Below are 16,022 nucleotides of genomic sequence, written 5' to 3' on the forward strand. Positions count from 1 at the left end.
TTGGAGGCCTCGACCTTAGCGAGCATGGCTTGAACGCAAGATGAATGCGGCGTTTTGAAGAAAGGTTCGGCGCCCGGCCAGACAAGATGCCCACGCAAAAGCTGCCAGCAGAAAACCGGCTATCACCCTTGCCTTGTCCACTTGCGGGGCTCTGGTGAGGAGCGGACGCAACCTCGCTCGACAACGGCCAATATCATGCCAATACCTCCACCAGCGCCGTGCGCCGCGTACCTTCGTACATTTCAGACTGCCGTCCGGCGCGACGGCGCTGGTGTGGCGCCAAAACTGACAGGAAATAGGCGCTCACATTTCCCCTGTCGAACGCGAGCACGACGCTCCAGGTCTCTCCGGATGGCCAGTCCACGTCTTCTTCAAACCTTGCAGTGGTTGAATAGACCCCATCTGTCGGTTCAGGGTCGCCACCAAACCAGGTGAGGCGAACGCGTGCGGCAGGGATTCCAATCTGCTCGAGGATGCTGTTTCCAGTTTCGCGAGGCCAGAACCATTGGCAGCGCCTGATCTAGGCCTTGGCCGGGCGCTCCTGCACCGGATAGACCCGGTCGTAGGCCAGGTTGAAGACGAATGCGTAGGCCATGTAGAAACCCGCAAAGGACGCATCCATCAGCAGCGCCTGAAGAAGGCTCACGCCGAGATACCAGGCAATGAACGGCATCAGGACGGCGAGAAGCCCGACCTCGAACAGGACAGCGTGAGCGACACGCACAGGCAGCGATTTCCGGACGCTGCCTTTGATCGCCAGAAGCAGGTGGTCGAAGCCGAGATTGAACAGGTAGTTCCAGATCGTTGCGATCGTCGCGCTGACGATGGCGACGGCGCCGATGTCGCCCATCGGCATGTGGAAAGCCCAGGCGCCAAGCGGCGTGACCAGCGCCAGCCCGATCAGTTCGAAGCTGATGGCGTGGCGAACACGATCAAGAGTGGTGCGCATATTAGCCCCCGTGGGATTTCGGCCCGTTCCGAAAAAAGCGTCCCAGATGGGGGAGATGGTCCTCGCTTCGGAAGCAAGATTAAGAACCGTGCCAGATGTTCAGTACTGCCATGGTCGGTTGTTCGATGGTGCCAGGGACGATCGCAGGCCTGTAACTGCCGTCCCGCGCGGCGCCGGTATTGTCCGGCTACTTCCTGCGATGGGAAAGGATCGTGCCGGCGCCGGCCAGCGTCAGCACGGCGCCGGCAATGAAGGGCGGGATGAATACGGCGAGCGCCTCGGTGTCTTCCCAGCGCAGGCGGAAATCGTTGCAGCCGGTGCCGCAGCCATGGGCGTTCAGCCAGATCCAGCCGCCGAAGGTCGCCGAACAGACCAGGACGCCCAGGACGAGCAGTGCATATCCCAACAGCCGCAGCAGAGCCTCCTGCGCAAACAAAAACGGAGGCGCCTGTGCAGCACCTCCGTCCATTGATGTCAATCGGCGCCCTAACGGCCGAAGGTGAGCCAATCCAGTGGCTTGGCCGGTGCGGTTGAGAAAATGAATCCGGCCGACGGTCCCTCCTAGAGGCTCGGGCCGTCCTCGCCGGCGGCCTTCTTGTCGCCTTTGGAGAGGCCGGTCAGGCGGTCGATATAGGCAAGCAGCAGCGCTGACAGCACGAAGGCCAGGTGAATGATGGTCAGCCACATCAGCTGGTCGGAGGTATATTGCTGGGCGTTGAGGAAGACCTGCAGCAGGTGGATCGACGAGATTGCGACGATTGTCGAGGCAACCTTGATCTTGAGCGAGCTGATGTCGATCGTGCCGAGCCAATGGACCTCGCCGTCATGGTTGTCGAAGCGGCTGACAAAGTTCTCGTAGCCCGAGATGATGACCATCACCACCAGCGAGGCGACAAGGGCCGCGTCGATCAGGCCGAGCACCTTGAGGATGGTGTCGGTGTCGTCGAGCACCATCACCTTCATGACAAACTCGTAGAGCTTCTTGACGAAGGACAGCGCGTAGATGCCGAGCGCCACGGCGAGGCCGAGGTAGAACACCACGAGCAGCCAGCGCGAGGCGAGAATGATGGATTCGACGGCGTGTTCGAGGCGTTTCATGAGACGTCCGAAAATGGCGATTGGAAAATGAGGCGGTGCCGACGCATGCAACAGCTTGGCGGATAAAACAAGGCCCGGCCGCTGGAGGGGGGATTCGGCCGGGCCTGATCTCCTGAAACGCCGGAGATGGGACGGGGCAGGGAACCACGTCATCCACAAAGTGGCATCAAAATCCAGCGATTCAATGGCCAAAGCCGGGTGATCGCGTGATTGTTACCGGCGATTTCATGTCCGAAAAGGATGCTTTGGCGGCAAAAACCCGCCCTGCAGTGCGCGGGGCGGGTTTCGTTTCAGTGTCTTCAGCCGCTAGTTGGCGCTGGCGATCGGTGCCACCAGCGGGGTGATGCGGCGGATGGCGACGCGGCGGTTTTCGCGCTCCGGCTTCTGTGACTTCACCTTGAGGTAGCGCTCGCCGTAACCCTGCGTCGACAGGTTCTCCGGCTGGATGCCGAAGACGTTTGTAAGCGCGTCCGCCACGGCCTCGGCGCGGCGATCCGACAGCGCCAGATTGGCGACATCGGAACCGACGGCGTCGGTGTGGCCCTCGATGAGGAAGGTTTCGGCCGGGTTCTTCTTGAGCAGCTTCTCCATCGCGTTGGCGACGCCCTCGAGCTTGGCGATCTCGCTCTCGGGGATCGAGGCCGAGCCGAACTCGAAGCTCAGCGTGTCGAGATCGACGCGCCGGGCGATGTCGCGGACACGGGCCGAACGCTTGACCTCGTCGACCGAATAGAGCCGCTTGACGCGTTCCACAGGAGGACGTTCGAGGAAGTCATAATAGGCGTCGTCATCCTCGACATATTGCGCGTCGAGAATGTACTCGTTGCGCGGAATGTGGAGCTGCAGCGGCGGCAGGTCGAGACCCGGATCGCGCCACTCGTCCATCTCCTCGTAATAGCGGTCGTCGACATAGCTCAGCACATATTCGCGGCCATCGGGCGTGATGCGCGAGCGCTGCACGATGTCGCCATAGCGGTTGCGAATGGTGATGATCTGGTTGCCGTTGTCGCGGATGATGACCTCGCGGGTACGACCGCGCGGCAGCTCCTCGTAATAGACGTCCTGGGCGTCACGGGTGATGCGCGGACGGTCGTTGCTCTCGACGATGATCTGGTTGTTGATCTGGATGATCACCCGGTCGCCGATCTCGCGCACCACTTCGGTGCCTTCAGGGCGCGGCCTGCGGCGCAGGTCGACCTCGGGCATCTTTTCGATGCGGGTGCCCTTTTCGGCGGTAACGGCCTGGATCTCGACGGGCTGGGCCGCTTCGGCGGCCGTCTTGTCGTCGACCGGCGGCGGGCCCGGGTCGACCGGCACCGGCTGCGCCGTCTGCTGGCCACCTTCGGTGGACGGCTGTGCGGGCTGGCCTTCGGCAGCAGGCTGCTGGCCACCGGCCTCGGCGGGCGGTGTTTCCTTCTGGCTGTCGAGGATCGGCGCCTCGTTGGGGTTCACTGGCGGCTGGTTTGCCTCGCCCTGCTGGGCAGGCTGTTGCGGCTGCTCGCCCGTCGCCGGCTGTTGGGGCTGCTCGCCCGTCGCTGGCTGCTCTCCTGATGCCGGCTGTTCGCCCGATGCGGGCTGCTCGGTCGAGGGCTGCTGTGTGGCAGGCTGTTCGCCTTGGGCGGGCGCTTCGCCTGCGGGAGCCGTGGTTTCGGGCGACGGTGCAGGGGTGGGAGCCTGTTCCGGTGTCGCCTCGGCAGGCTTCTCCGCCGGCTGCTCTGCAGGCTGTTCGGCCTGGGGTTTCTGCTCGGGTTGGGCCTCTGGTTGAGGCGCGACCTCGGGCGTCGCGGCTGGCTCCTCGGCGGCCGGAGCCTGCTCCTTCTGCTTGCGCTTCTTTGGCGCCGGCTCTTCAGCCTGCGGCTCGGGCTGGGGCGTTGCCTCCGGCTCGGCAGCGGGCTGTTCGGCCTGCGGCTGTTCCTGCTGCTGTTGTTCGGCAGCGGGCTCGCGTTTCTTGCGCTTGGGGGCGGGCTCTTCCGGTTGCGGCTCGGGCTCTGCCTGCGGTGCTACCTCCTGCTGAGGTGCCGGTTCGTCGGCCGCCGGTGCCTCGCGCTTCTTGCGGCGTGGCTCGGGCGCGGGCTCTTCGGCCTGCGGTGCCGGCTGTTCGGCCTGTGGCGCCGGCTGTTCGGCCTGCGGCTGCGGTTCTGGCTGGGGCTCCGGCTGCGGGGCAGGCTCGGGCTGTGCCTCGGGGGCAGGGGCCTGCTGACCGCCGCCCTGGCGCGCAGCACACGCTTCCGCCGATTCGCCTTCCTGGCAGTCGGACTGGACGCGGATGAGCGGCAGCGTTGCACCTGCTTCAGCCAGCGTTCCGTTCGGCAGCGGCATGGCGCCCAACGGCGCGGATGCCATGAACAGGCCGATTGCCGTGCCTGCGAGAATCCGTGGTTGGCGTTTCATCGTTGGAAATCTCCTCGAAATGAACTTTGGTCCCGTCCCGGCCCAAACAGATGGAACCTGATATGGTTCCGCTTGCCGCCGAAGTCGCACCGCATCGGGGCGATTGCCCGACAGCAACATGGCAATATCGTGGTTTCGCTGAACTGGCGATGAATGCGCGGAGCAGCTTGACGCGCCTCGGCATCGGGGCCAAATGCCTGCCATGGACGATGCCTATTGGAAAACGACGCCGCTGGAGGCGATGAGCCCGACCCAGTGGGAACAGCTCTGCGACGGCTGCGGCAAATGCTGCCTGTCCAAGCTCGAGGACGAGGATACCGGCGAGATCTACTGGACCAGTGTCGGCTGCCGCCTGTTCGACGGCGAGACCTGCCGCTGCGCCGACTATACCAACCGCCTCGCGCGCGTGCCGGACTGTGTCGGGCTGACGCCTGAGAACGTGCGCACCATCTCCTGGCTTCCGAGCACCTGCGCCTATCGTCTGGTCGCCGAGGGGCATGATCTTTACTGGTGGCACCACCTCGTCTCCGGCAGCTACGAGACGGTGCACGAGGCCGGCATTTCGATGCGCGGCAAGCTGACCGCCTCCGAGGACGACATGGCCGAGCCGGAAGACTATTTCGACCACATGCTCGACGAAGAGCCGTAAGCGGAGGCCTTCAATTGGCCGTGCCCAGGGCCACGCAGCGCCTCACGCCGTGTTGCGGAGTGTAAGAAATAATCATTAAAATCAACAATTTGCTAGATGAACCGAAAATGAATGCATGGTTCGAAAACGGTTCAGCTTGGGTGGCGCATTGTCTGCCCATCGCTCAGGCGGAGATGGCCTGACGCCTCGAGTTCAAGGAGAAGACACAATGTTCGACAAGATCAAGACTGCGGCCCTTGCAGCCGTCATCGGTTTCAGCACGCTGGCTGCCGCCCCAGTGACCGCCCAGGCCGACGGCCTCTATCTCAATCTCGGCCAAGGGTCGCCAAATGTCGGCGTCTACGTCCAGGACCGGGACAATCGTAACGGCAACTGGGACAATGGCGGCCGCTGGGACAACCGCCACGACAATCGTTGGGGTCGCCCCGGTGGCCGCTGGGACCGCGCCTGCTCGCCTGACCGCGCTGTCGACAAGGCCGAGCGCATGGGCCTGCGCCGCGCCCGCATCGTCGACGTCAACCGTCGCTCGATCACGGTGAGCGGCCGCAAATATGGCGAGCGCGTCGCGATCACCTTCGCCCGCGCCCCGAATTGCCCGGTCGTCCGCTGGTAACTTCAAAAGCGTCGGACACGTCCGATCGCAGTAGCGGGAGCCCCTTTTCCCCTCGGGGAAGGGCGGTGGCTCCAAACAAAACCCCGGAGGCCTGGCCTCCGGGGTTTTTCATTGTCTTGAGCGGCTGATCGTTGTCGAACCAACTTGCCAGCGATCTGGATGAGTTCTGCCGCGCTGTTTCATGCGCGGCAGAGCTATTCCGGATTTGGTCGCCCGTCAGTTCTTCAGTTCGAAGGTGACGTTGACCTGGACGCGGTAGGCGTTTTCGCCGGCCTCGACAGGCGCGGCGCCGGCGGCGCGGTCGAACGACTTGGCCTGCATCGGCATGGGCGGCGGGGCATAGGACTGGTCGGTGATCTCGAGCACCTTGCCGACCTTGACGCCTGCCGCCTCGGCCAGGACCTTGGCCTTGGCGATGGCGTCGGCCACCGCAAGCTTGCGCGCCTCGGTGATGACACCTTCCGGCTTCTCGTTGGTAAAGCTGATGCCGCCGCCCTGGTTGACGCCGAGAGAGACGGCCTTGTCGAGGATCTCGCCGGTCTTGGCGATGTCGCGAACGCGCACCGACAGGGTGTTGATCACCTGGTAGGCGACAAGTTCGGCATCCTGCGAGCCGTCCGGCTTGTTGGTGTAGTTATAGCGTGGTTGGATCTGAATTCCGGCCGTCTGCAGGTCGCGGTCGGCGACGCCGGCTGCCTTCATCGCGGCGATCACTGCGGCCATGGCGTCGTTGTTGGCGTCGAGTGCCTCGCGCGCGGTCTTGGCCTCGCGCATCACCGACAGCGACAAGAGCGCCAGATCCGGCGCCACCGACGCTTCGCCTTCGCCCGTCACGACGATGCGCGGCGACGGTTCGTTGTCGGCGCGGGCGGCAGCCGCAGGAAGCGTCAGTGCTGCTGCAAGTGCCAGCGCCATGTATTTGCGATTCATAATATAATCTCCGTTGTCCTGAGCCCTTCAGGAGTGTCAGATAGGGGCGGATTATGGGTGGATTGCGGCAGCGCGCAACAGATGCGCGAAGATGGCTTGTGCCAGCGCGCAAAACTGACTATCCAGCCCGCGTGTGGGGCCTGTAGCTCAATGGTTAGAGCCGGCGGCTCATAACCGCTTGGTTGGGGGTTCGAGTCCCTCCGGGCCCACCAAAATCTTTGTCCGTTTTCGAGTCTGAGTGGAAACCAAAAACTGCACTGGAGCGCGGGTATCCTAGGCAAACGGGATTCCGGCTATTCCTTCACCCCTAAGGATGCCAATCGAGCGGACCCTGCCGATCCCTTTCGGGTGCGGCTCCGGCCGAATAACGCAGGGAGCAGCCCCGGGTACTGTACCGGCGGCGGTCGAAGGAATGGATGCCGGCGAAAATTGCAATGACTTTGCCGCCGGCAAGGGCCATAGGTGATGGCGATAGTCTCCGACCCGAGCCGTGACAATGGCCCAAGACGTGGAAAATCAGCTCTTTCGATTTGCCGCCTTCGAGCTTGACCTCGAGAGAGGGATGCTGCGGCGGGGCAGCGAGGCGATTTTCCTGCGACCCAAAGCTTACGGGCTCTTGACGCATCTCGCCCGCAACATGGGCCGGATCGTGCCGAAAATCGAATTGATGGACGTGGTGTGGCCGGGTGTCTTCGTCACCGAAGATTCGCTTACCCAATCGATCCGCGAGATCCGCAAGGCGATCGGCAACGACTTGGTGCGCACGGTTTCGAAGCGTGGCTACATGCTGGCCGCCGAAGCAGAAACCGCGCCGGAAATTGGCAGCCAGCCGGTCGTGGCCGTATTGCGTTTTCGCAACGAAGGCGGCGACCAAGTCGACGATGTGCTTATCGACGGTTTTGCGGAAGACATCATCAACGGCCTCGCACGCTTTCGTGCCGTGACGGTGCTGGCACGCAATTCAAGTTTCTCCTTCGCCTCCTACGCCCACTCGGAATGGACTGAAATACGCGCTCGCATCGGTGCCGATTTCCTGATCGAAGGTTCGGTGCGGCGTCAGGATGACAGGTTCCTTGCGACGGTGAACCTGATCGACGTCGCGACGGCCAGCCAATTGTGGGGCGATCGTTATCAGGCGCGCGACGAAGGCCTGTTCGCCATTCAACAGGACATCATCGAGGAGATCGTGGGCCGCCTCGTCACGCGGGTCTACAATGCCGGCTTGCAGAAGACCTCGCGCAAGCCGGTCACCAGCCTTGCCGCATACGAACTGACGTTGCGCGGTGTCTCCTTGCTCCGGGACCCGGCGCAGAGCGACCTGAAGAATGCCGAAGCCTTGTTCGAGGCGGCAATAGCCAAAGACCCGGCCTACGGGTTAGCCTATACTTACCTTGCCTTGTCGCGTGCGCTCTACGGCGAATTCGGCTCGGTCAGCGTAGAGACGCTCACGGCGGCGCGCGACTTGGCGGACAAAGGTGCGGCTCTTTCGCCGGATCAGGCCGAATGCCGCCGGATTCAGTCGCTGTGTCGGCTTTACCTGCGGCAGCATGAGGCGGCCGAACACCATCTGCGCATCGCGCTGGAACTCAATCCTTATGATGCGGAGTGCATCGAGCAGATGGGCTTTCTGCTCACCATGCGCGGCCGTCCGATGGACGCACTGGGCTGGCTGGCGCGCGCCGTGCGCATCGATCCCTTGCAACCCTACTGGTACCAGTACGACCGCTCTCTGGCGCTCTATCTGATCGGCGAATACCGCGCCGCCGCCGACGTGCTGGAGCAATCGACCCGTCCCACGCCCTGGATCAGGACGCGCCTTGCCGCTTGCTACGCCCAGCTTGGCGACATGGCGGCGGCGCGCCGGCACGCGGCATCGATCAATGTCGATGGGCCAGAATTTTCGCCCGTCGACTACGCCAAGGGCGGGGTGCCGTTCGAGCATCTCGCCGATGCACAACACTTCGAAGAAGGCGTTATGCTGGCGCTCCAATCGGCGGGCTGAAGCGCCTGTCCTCACTCGCGCCGCCTGCAAAGGCTTCGCCAACCAGCACAGGCCAATGCCGAGCAGCGGGTGGTCGAGCCCAGCCAGGCAAAGTGCAGATAGCATCGCTACGCGGCCCGTAGCCGGAGGTGGCCGGCGCGTATGTTCCCCATTTCATTTGACGGTGACGACGACGTAACGGCCGCGATACGGCTGGTAGTACGTGCTGCCGCAGCGCCACACGGTGACGCCTTCGATCGAGGTACGTGTGCAGGCCGGCGGCAGCGTCGCGACGAAGATCGTCGAGCGACGGATGACACGGCGGGTCGTGCGCCGCGCAACGCCGGCGCCGCTGGCCGGGGTCCAGGGCTGGCCGACACGTGCTTCCGCCTTGCCAACGAAGGCCGGAACCGGCGCGATGTCGGTGAAATCCGCGGCCAGCAGGGCGAGCCCGATGCCGCCGGCGACGGACATGCGCTTCAGACCGTCACCCCAGCGACGCTGGGCCACCTCCGGCTGCGTTGCGGCGGAACGCCAACCGAGATAACACAGCGCCAGCATCACGACATTGCCAACGGCATCGAGCAAACCGATCGGCGTCAGCATCGGCTCAACGGCATAAAACCAGTAGTCGAAGGCGAAAAAAGGCAGCAACACGATCGCATAGGCAGCGAAGGTTGCGCGGGTGAATTTCGCGAACAGTGCAAACGTGCCGGCAATGATCGCCTGCGCGCCGAATGCGGCGACGAGGATCGGCACGATCGGCGAATCGGACTGGTATTCGGGCCGGATCGCCAGGTCGAGCACGGTCGATGGCGAAACGAGGCACCAGCCGCCCAGGATGAGGAAAACGGATGCCAAGAGGTACTGGATGGTTCTGGTGGACATGAGATTCTCCTGAGGTTTGATTTGAGGATGGGGATCAATTGCGCGCGTCGGTGACGAGATGCCTGGGGGCATGAACCGGGATCGCCAGCGCGATGGAGTGTGCGACAATCAAAGTGACGTGCAGGATCGTGGTGGCGTAGCCGAGCAGGCCAATGGCGACGAAATACTGCCAGAACAGCAGGTTGACGCCTGCGAACAGTGCATGAACAGCTGCCAGACCGAGATGCCATTGGCGCGCGTAGGCTGAACGCCAGGCGGCTATGCCGATGATAAGCGCCAGCCCATGCGCTTCGATGAAGCCGATGCCGGCACCGGGTGAGCCTGCGAGAAGCGTCGCCTCGGCGCCGTGCCCGAAAAAAGAGCCAGCGATGTCGGTAACCAATCCACCCGCGGAGGCGAGAATCAGGAACAGGGCATTGCCCCGGATGACGGGATTTCTGAACGTGGTCATGGGTCCGTAATCCTTCGAATGTTGCGGAATGCGGGACGTGTGGCCGCGGCGGAGCGCCGCCGCGGGGAGTGTCTTCAGGGCAGGTGCCTCTCAGGCGGCGGACGGGGCCGGTTCCGCGAATTGTGTCGCGTGATCCGCCATCGGCTCGGCAGCCCGCCTCGCCGGCGCCTTGATGCGGAACCAGGCGACGTAGAGCGTCGGCAGGAAGACCAGCGTCAGCACGGTTGCCACGACCAGTCCGCCCATCACGGCATAGGCCATCGGTCCCCAGAACACCGTTGGCGCGATCGGGATCATGCCGAAGATCGCGGCCGCCGCGGTGAGCAGGATCGGCCGCAACCGGTGTTCGGTGGCGCTGATCACCGCCGCCCACGGCTCCTCGCCGTCGGCGATGTGCCGGTCGATCTGCGTGATCAGGATCACCGAGTTGCGGATCACCATGCCGGTCAGCGACAGCACGCCAAGGATCGCGACGAAGCCCATGGGCGAACCGGAAAGCAGCAGTGCCCCAGCGACACCGATCAGGGCCAGCGGCGCGGTCATGAACACCAGCACCAGGCGCTGGAAGCTCATGAGCTGCACCATGAGCACCGTGGTCATCAGGAACAGCATCAGCGGGAACACCACGAAGATGCTGGCCTGCGACTTGGCGCTGTCCTCCATCACCCCGCCAAGCTGGACGTCGTAGCCGGCCGGCAGCTCCGCCTTGAAAGCGGCGATGGCGCCATCCAGTTGTTCGGCCACCGCGGCCGGCTCGACGCCTGGCGCGACGTCGGCCTGCACGGTCACCGTCGGCACGCGGCCACGGCGCCACACCAGCGGCGGCTCGATCTCGTAGGACAGCGTCGCCACCTGGTCGAGCGGGATGCGGCGACCGCCCGAGGCACTGAGCGTCAGCGAACGCAGCGTCTCGATGTTGGCCCGCTCCTCCGGCACGGCACGCGCCACGACGTCGACCAGCCAGGTTGCGTCGCGCATCTGGGTGATCTTCGACCCTGACAGGATCGAGTTGATCGAATCGGCGAGCTGCTGCGAGGACAGGCCGAGCGCGCGGGCGCGGTCCTGGTCGACCTCGACCTTGATCACCTTGGCCGGCTCGTTCCAGTCATAGTTGATGTTGCGTACCTGAGCGTTGCCGCCGAGCACCTGGGCAAATTCCAAGGCATAGGCGCGGGTCTTGTCCTGGTCCGGGCCGCTGACGCGGAACTTCAGCGGCCAGCCGACCGGCGGTCCCATTTCAAGCGGCGTGACGCGGGTCATGACATCGTCGATGCCGGTGGCGAAAGCCTGCTCCAGCCGTTTGATGACATGTGCCCGCTCCTCGTGCCCCTTGGTGACGACCACCGCCTGGGCGAAGAAGTCGTTGGCGAGTTGGGTGTCGAGCGGCAGATAGAAACGGATCGCGCCTTGACCGATGTAGAAGCTCCAGTGGTCGATGCCGGGATCGGTCTTGAGGATTTCCTCGACACGGCCCACCAGTTCCTCGGTTGCCTTGATCGACGCGGTACGCGGCAAGGTCAGGTCGACCATGACCTCGGGCCGATCCGATTTCGGGAAGAACTCCTGCGGCACGAAACTCATGCAGACGACGGCCAGCGCCAACAGGCCGGCTGTGGCGGAAAGCACGACCCACTTTGCACGCATGGCCATGTCGAGCACGGCCTTGAAGGCCCGGCCGAAGCGTGAAGAGCCATGCTCTGCTTGCCTGGCCATCGTCGCCGGCAGGATGGCGACGCCCATCAGTGGCGTGAACAGGACTGCCACCACCCAGGACACGACCAGCGCAATACCGACGACGGCAAACAATGAGAAGCAGTATTCACCGGCGCCACTTTTGGCGAAACCGACTGGCACGAAACCGGCGATCGTCACCAGCGTTCCTGTGAGCATCGGGAACGCGGTCGAGCTGTAGGCATAGGTGGCGGCCGTGACCCTGTCGGCACCTTGCTCCATCTTCGAGATCATCATTTCGACCGCGATCATGGCGTCATCTACCAGCAGGCCGAGCGCGATGATCAGTGCGCCCAGCGAGATGCGCTGCAGCGAGATGCCCGAACACTCCATGGCAACGAAGGTAATGGCGAGTACGAGCGGTATGGCGATCGCCACGACGACGCCGGGCCGCCAGCCAAGCCCGAAGAAGCTCACCGCCAGCACGATGGCGATGGCCTCGCCGAGGCTCTTGGTGAACTCGCCGACCGATTCTTCGACGACTTGAGACTGGTCGGCGACCAGGCTCAAATCGACGCCGACCGGCAGCTCCGACGACAGCTCGGTCACCTTCTGCTTGACGTTCTTGCCGAGCGCCAGAGCGTCGCTGCCGCTCGTCATGGAGACCGCGATGCCGATTGCCGGCATGCCGTTGAAGCGGAACATCGGCTGTGGCGGATCGGCATAGGTGCGCTTCACTTCGGCGACGTCGCCGAGGCGGAAGAACTGGCCGTTGGCATAAAGGTTGATGGCCTTGAGGCTTGCCTCCGAGGTGAATGCACCCGAGACGCGGATGGCGATGCGCTCCGGTCCGGCGTCCACTGTGCCGGATGGAGTGAGCGCATTCTGCGCCTGCAGCACCTGCGACAGTGAGCCGACGTCGAGGCCGAGGGCGGCGACTTTTGCGGTCGAGAATTCGAGATAGATTTTTTCGTCCTGCTGGCCGATCAACTCGACCTTGGCAACGTCCGGCACCTCGAGAAAATTGGCGCGCAGGCTGGCGGCCAAATCCTTCAATTCGCGATGGCTGAGGCCATCCGAGGTCAGCGCATAGATCAGCGAAAAGGTGTCGCCGAACTCGTCATTGTAGAAAGGCCCCTGCACGCCCGAAGGCATGGTCGACTTGATGTCGTCCATCTTCTTGCGCACCTGGTACCAGAGCGGCTGCACCTCGTCTGCCGCAACCGTGTCCTTGAGGTTGACGAACACGACGGATTCGCCGGGCTTGGTGTAGCTCTTGACGTGGTCGAGGTTCGGAATTTCCTCGAGCTTCTTCTCGAGGCGGTCCGTGATCTGCTCGACCGTGTCGGTGGTGGTGGCGCCTGGCCACGTGGTCTTGATCACCATTGTCTTGATGGTGAAGGCCGGGTCCTCCTCCCGCCCGAGGCTGAAGTAGGAGAACAGGCCAGCGATCGCCGCCGCGATCATCAGGTAGACGACCAGGCTCTTGTTGCGCAGCGCCCATTCGGACAGGTTGAACGAGGTCATCGGTCTGCTCCCTGGATGGTGTGGACGCGCTGCTGGTTGCGCAGCAGGTCGATCCGGTCGGCGATGAACACGATTTCTTTCGAGGGGCCGTCGGCATCCGGTTTCGTATGGTCGGCGGCGTAACGCGGATGCAGGCCAAGCTGGGCGATGTAGTTCAGCACGCGAACGCCGTCTGGCCCTGTCGCGGCGGCAATGTGCCCGTCCGGCCGTACCAGATAGACGGCGTCGCGGGCGAAGCCCGCCCGCCTGGCATGGGCGGTCCAGTCGAAGACATGCAGCGGAAAGCCAATGCGCGCCAACTCGGCCTGGAACTGCAGGCTGGGGCGCCCATGAACGTGCACCTGCCAGTCGAGCGAGGCGAGCGGCGCGAAGTTGTCGCCGTCACTGCCTTCGACATAGGGCAACCGGTCGCCGGCCTTGATCTTGCCCGCCTCTCCGATGCTGATTGCACTGTTTCGGTACTCGATGCGCGTCTGCGAGATCATGCCGAAAAAGGCGCGCTTGCCGGTGTTGGTCGCCAGCAGCAGCCGCAGCAGCTTTGGCATGAGATGCTGGCGGAACAGACCGACGGCCTTCGAACGGCTGGTTGCCATCTTGAACGCCTGGTCGGTTCCGTCGATGAGCAGCCGCGCGAAGGCGATGCGCTCCGGCTCGTAGGTATCAAGCAGCTTTTCACCGGCACGGCCCTGCAGCACGGCTGCGAGCTTCCAGGCGAGGTTCACCGCGTCGCCCATGCCGGTGTTCATGCCCTGGCCGCCGGCCGGGCTGTGGACATGGCCGGCATCGCCGAGGATAAACGCCCGCCCATCACGGAACTTGTCAGCGACGCGATGGTACACACGGTAGGTCGAGAACCAGTTCACCGAATTGACCTTTATGCCGGTGTCGCGTTCGACTTCGGAGCGGATCGTGTCGAAGGTGATACCGGTCTTGGCCTCATGCTCTTTCGGCACGACCCCGATCAGTCGCAACGAACCTGACTGGCGCACCGGCATGACAATGGCGAATCCATAGGTCGAGACGGTGGTGTCCATGCCGTTGCGGGTCACCTCGCCGGTACCCTCGACGTCGGCGACGTAGAATGACTGGTCGTAGGCACCGCCCGGAAAGCCGATGCCCAGCATATGGCGCACCGCGCTGTGGGCACCATCGGCGCCGGTCAGGTAATCGGCGCGCACGAACTCGCTGACGCCACCCTTGCGAAGCTTGGCGGTGACGCCGTTGGCGCCGTCCTGGAAGCTGACCAGCTCGGTATGACGCTCGACCTCGACGCCCTCGCGCTCGAGACTGCGGATAAGGACGCGCTCGTGAATGTCCTGCGGCAGTGCGAAGGCAAACGGGTAGGCGGTCTTACCCGTGCCAAAAGTGGCGAGCGGAAGCCGGGCGGCCACGCCCGCCGGGGTGCGTACAGTCAGCTGTTCGATCTTGACGCCGGCCTCCAGCACCTCGTCAACGATGCCGATCTGGCGATGGAACTCCAGCGTGCGCGCTTGAACTGCCAGAGCCCGCGACGTGCCGCCGGGGCCGGCGCTCTTGTCGATGATGCGCACGGCGACGCCGAGGCGGGTCAGCCACAGGCCAAGCGTGAGGCCGGTCGGACCGGCGCCGACGATCAGAACCTGAGTGTTTTGGACGATCATTTTTCTTCTCTTTCGAAACGGACTTTCTGGTTTTCGCGAAGCCGGTTCACGCCGGCGGTGACGACGACCTCGCCCGCGGCAAGGCCTCCGGCGACGATCACCCGGTCGGCCTCATAGCGGGCGACGACGATGGGCCTGAGTTCGACTTGCGATCCCGCGCCGATCACCCAGACGGAAGGCTTGCCGTCCTTGTCGAACAGCGCGCTGCCGGGCAGCACGGCGACTGGCGCGCTGCTGGCTTCGATGCTGCCGTCGACGCTGGCGCCGAAGCGCATAGCCTCGGGTGCGCCCTCGAGCGAAACCTTGACCTGGTAGGTCCTGGTGGCAGCGTCGGCGACCGGCGCGACCTCGCGCAGTCTGCCTGTGGCCGTCAGGACCGGATTGCTGAGCAGAGACACGGTGATCGCCGGGATGTCATTGCTTTGCGCGGTATTGGCGAAGTTCGCCTCGGCGATCGAGAACACCGCATCCTTCGCCTTGGGATCGGCGAGGCGGACGACCATCTGGCCGGTGCTGACGATCTGGCCGACTTCCGATGCAGTCGCCGTGACGATGCCGTCGAAATCGGCATGAAGCTCGGTGTAGGCGAGTTGATCGGCGGCCAACGCCAGTGCGATTTTCGCCGACTCCAATTTGGCCTCGGCCGAGCGCAGGTTCTTCAGCGTCGCGTCATGTTCGGCGCGGGTGGTGTAGCCCTTGTCGAGCAAAGTCTTGATGCGGCGCTCGGAGGCCTGCGCCTCGACCAATACGGCTTCGGCCGCTGCCTTGTCTGCCTTCGCGCTGAGCAGCCGGTTGCGATAATCCTGATCCTCGATGCGAGCGAGTGTTTGGCCCTTTTTCACCGTGGCGCCGACATCAACGCTACGTATCGCCAGCTTTCCAGATACGCGAAAGCCGAGATCGCTCTCGCGGCGCGGGCGGATGTCGCCGATCGCACGACGCTCGTCAGGGATGGACCGCAGCGACACCGTCGTCACGCGCACCAGCTTTATCTCAGGATGGCTGGGGGCAGCCGTCGCCCCGGCGCTGGCGGTCTGCTGCCAGGCGATGAAGCCGAGACAGGTCGCGCCGATCATGGCGGACGAAAGGGCGATGAGGCTATGCGTCCTCGCCAGGCGTAAGAATGCCCGATGCATGTTCTTCTCCATGACAATCTGAACTCTGCCATCGCAGGTCACCCAGGACCTGCATTCGCGGCGATGCGCCGAGCCTTCAGCCCGGCATGGCTTCAGAT

13 protein-coding genes and 1 tRNA gene are annotated in these 16,022 nt (G+C 63.9%); 4 read left to right on the top strand and 10 right to left on the bottom strand.

The annotated features are described in order from the left end of the window. Positions 1–520 precede the first annotated feature (520 nt). The 4 genes from N7E70_RS12415 to N7E70_RS12430 all read right to left on the bottom strand — a co-directional run bounded on the left by N7E70_RS12415 (position 521) and on the right by N7E70_RS12430 (position 4,438). Positions 521–949, bottom strand: coding sequence for a PACE efflux transporter (locus tag N7E70_RS12415; RefSeq protein ID WP_067959901.1), 429 nt, complete (start codon positions 947–949; stop codon positions 521–523). Between the two features lie 187 nt (positions 950–1,136). After that, positions 1,137–1,355 (bottom strand): hypothetical protein, encoded by a 219-nt coding sequence (locus N7E70_RS12420; RefSeq protein WP_157097055.1) that lies wholly within the window; start codon positions 1,353–1,355, stop codon positions 1,137–1,139. Between the two features lie 155 nt (positions 1,356–1,510). Then, positions 1,511–2,047 carry a TIGR00645 family protein gene (locus N7E70_RS12425; RefSeq protein WP_067959907.1) on the bottom strand — a complete coding sequence of 179 codons (537 nt, stop codon included), beginning with the start codon at positions 2,045–2,047 and terminating at the stop codon, positions 1,511–1,513. A 306-nt stretch (positions 2,048–2,353) separates the two neighbouring features. After that, complete coding sequence (locus tag N7E70_RS12430) at positions 2,354–4,438, bottom strand: OmpA family protein (RefSeq protein ID WP_263006531.1); 2,085 nt, start codon at positions 4,436–4,438, stop codon at positions 2,354–2,356. 202 nt (positions 4,439–4,640) lie between these two features. Between N7E70_RS12430 and N7E70_RS12435 the strand changes: the two genes are divergently transcribed. Beyond that, positions 4,641–5,087, top strand: coding sequence for a YcgN family cysteine cluster protein (locus N7E70_RS12435; protein WP_263006532.1), 447 nt, complete (start codon positions 4,641–4,643; stop codon positions 5,085–5,087). A gap of 208 nt (positions 5,088–5,295) precedes the next feature. After that, on the top strand, positions 5,296–5,700 hold the full coding sequence (locus tag N7E70_RS12440) for a hypothetical protein (protein WP_263006533.1): 405 nt from the start codon (positions 5,296–5,298) through the stop codon (positions 5,698–5,700). 216 nt (positions 5,701–5,916) lie between these two features. Here the strand turns inward: N7E70_RS12440 and N7E70_RS12445 are convergent, their stop codons facing one another. Beyond that, on the bottom strand, positions 5,917–6,630 hold the full coding sequence (locus N7E70_RS12445; protein WP_115731300.1) for an SIMPL domain-containing protein: 714 nt from the start codon (positions 6,628–6,630) through the stop codon (positions 5,917–5,919). A 136-nt stretch (positions 6,631–6,766) separates the two neighbouring features. Between N7E70_RS12445 and N7E70_RS12450 the strand changes: the two genes are divergently transcribed. Together N7E70_RS12450 and N7E70_RS12455 are read left to right on the top strand one after the other, a co-directional pair. Further along, positions 6,767–6,842, top strand: a tRNA-Ile gene (locus tag N7E70_RS12450). A 284-nt stretch (positions 6,843–7,126) separates the two neighbouring features. Beyond that, entirely contained in the window at positions 7,127–8,632 is a 1,506-nt protein-coding gene (locus N7E70_RS12455) for a winged helix-turn-helix domain-containing protein (RefSeq protein WP_263006534.1), read from the top strand. A gap of 153 nt (positions 8,633–8,785) precedes the next feature. On the opposite strand, the gene N7E70_RS30915 is transcribed toward N7E70_RS12455, so the two are convergent. The 5 genes from N7E70_RS30915 to N7E70_RS12480 all read right to left on the bottom strand — a co-directional run bounded on the left by N7E70_RS30915 (position 8,786) and on the right by N7E70_RS12480 (position 15,924). Continuing rightward, positions 8,786–9,499: a hypothetical protein gene (locus N7E70_RS30915; RefSeq protein ID WP_442866511.1), complete on the bottom strand. Its 714-nt coding sequence runs from the start codon at positions 9,497–9,499 to the stop codon at positions 8,786–8,788. A gap of 34 nt (positions 9,500–9,533) precedes the next feature. Next, a complete protein-coding gene (locus N7E70_RS12465) occupies positions 9,534–9,950 on the bottom strand; it encodes a hypothetical protein (protein ID WP_263006535.1) in 417 nt (138 codons plus the stop codon). Positions 9,951–10,040: 90 nt separating this feature from the next. Further along, positions 10,041–13,148: an efflux RND transporter permease subunit gene (locus tag N7E70_RS12470; protein ID WP_263006536.1), complete on the bottom strand. Its 3,108-nt coding sequence runs from the start codon at positions 13,146–13,148 to the stop codon at positions 10,041–10,043. Beyond that, positions 13,145–14,788, bottom strand: coding sequence for an FAD-dependent monooxygenase (locus tag N7E70_RS12475; protein WP_263006537.1), 1,644 nt, complete (start codon positions 14,786–14,788; stop codon positions 13,145–13,147). The genes N7E70_RS12470 and N7E70_RS12475 overlap by 4 nt, the downstream gene beginning before the upstream one ends. Then, complete coding sequence (locus tag N7E70_RS12480; protein WP_263006538.1) at positions 14,785–15,924, bottom strand: efflux RND transporter periplasmic adaptor subunit; 1,140 nt, start codon at positions 15,922–15,924, stop codon at positions 14,785–14,787. The genes N7E70_RS12475 and N7E70_RS12480 overlap by 4 nt, the downstream gene beginning before the upstream one ends. Positions 15,925–16,022: the final 98 nt, after the last annotated feature.

Origin of the sequence: Aminobacter sp. NyZ550, from assembly GCF_025628925.2 — a bacterium.
Taxonomy (GTDB): domain Bacteria; phylum Pseudomonadota; class Alphaproteobacteria; order Rhizobiales; family Rhizobiaceae; genus Aminobacter; species Aminobacter ciceronei.